The organism is Streptomyces sp. NPDC127197 (assembly GCF_042672405.1).
GTDB classification, from domain to species: Bacteria; Actinomycetota; Actinomycetes; order Streptomycetales; family Streptomycetaceae; genus Streptomyces; species Streptomyces flavusporus.
On record NZ_JBHXVG010000148.1, the window covers coordinates 1 to 1,276 of the forward strand.

A 1,276-nucleotide genomic window follows, 5' to 3' on the forward strand; every position below is an offset into this window, starting at 1 on the left:
CCAGGACCTGGCGGACGTCGTAGTGGGCGATGGGCCAGTCCGAGCCCAGGGCGACCGTGGCGCCCGCGTCGCGCAGGTCCCGCAGCCGCCAGGCGCGGCCGGCGCGGTCGGCGCCCAGTCGGCGGGACCACTGGTCGGTGCCGTCGGCGCGGGTGTAGGCGGTGTGCGGGGGCTGCATGGAGGCCGCCACGCCGAGCTGCTCGAACCTGGGCAGCAGGTCGTCCGGCGCGGTCTCGATGTGCTCGATGCGGTGCGCCCCGTGGCCGGACGGTCCCAGCCCGGCGACCACGTCGAGGACGTGCCGGACCGCCGCGTCGCCGATGGCGTGGGTGGCCGTGCGGACCCCGGCCGCGTGCAGGTGCCGTACGGCGGCGGCGTACGCCTCGGGGTCGGGCCAGAAGGCCTGCGTGCCCTGCCCGTGGCAGTCGGCGTGGTCGAGCCAGGCCGTGCCGCCCTCGACGGTGCCGTCCATGAAGAACTTCACCCCGCCGACCAGCCAGTGCCGCCCGGCCCGGCCCTGGAGCGCGACGAGTTCGTCCAGCTCGTCCCGGTCGGCGCCGGGCATGCACCAGGGAGCGAACCGCAGCCGGACGGGCAGCACCGTCTCGCGGGCCACGGCCTGAACGAGGTCGAGGTCGCCGCCGTCCATGACGTGCGCACCGGTGAGGCCGGTCGCCGCCATCGCGGTCAGCAGCTCCAGCAGGCGGGCCCGGCGGGCCTCGTACGAGGGGCGGGGCAGTGCCTCGGCCAGCAGGTCCATCGCCGCGTGCTCCACGAGATGGCCGGTGGGCCGCCCGGCCGGGTCGCAGACCACCTCGGAGCGCTGGGCGAAGCTCCGGGGGCCGCTCACGCCGGCCGCGGCGAGCGCCGGCCCGGTGGCCAGGGCGGAGTGGCCGTCGTACAGGCGCAGGAAGGCCGGGGCGCCGTGGAGGACGTCCTCCACGAGGGCGCGGTCGATCGGGCGGCCCTCGAAGGCGTTGTGGTCGAGGCCGTGACCGATCACCCAGCCGTCGACGCGTTCGGCGGCGGCCAGCGCGGCACGCAGGCCGGCCAGGTCGGTCACCTTCGACAGGTCGGCGCCGGTGGCCATCTCCAGGCCCCACACGGGGTGGCTGTGCGCGTCCACCAGACCGGGCACCAGGTGCGCCCCGTCCAGTCGTACGATTCGCGTGGCCGGCCCGAGCCAGTCGCGTACGTCGCTCTCGTCGCCGACCGCGGTGATCAGCCCGTCGCGCACGGCGACGGCGGTGGCCCGCGGTCGGGCCGGGTCGAGGGT

At 76.7% G+C, this 1,276-nt stretch carries 1 protein-coding gene; it reads right to left on the bottom strand.

Annotated elements, in window-relative coordinates:
• The coding region (locus tag ACFVJQ_RS46030) for an amidohydrolase (RefSeq protein ID WP_385791989.1) at positions 1–1,276 on the bottom strand (1,276 nt) is incomplete at both ends.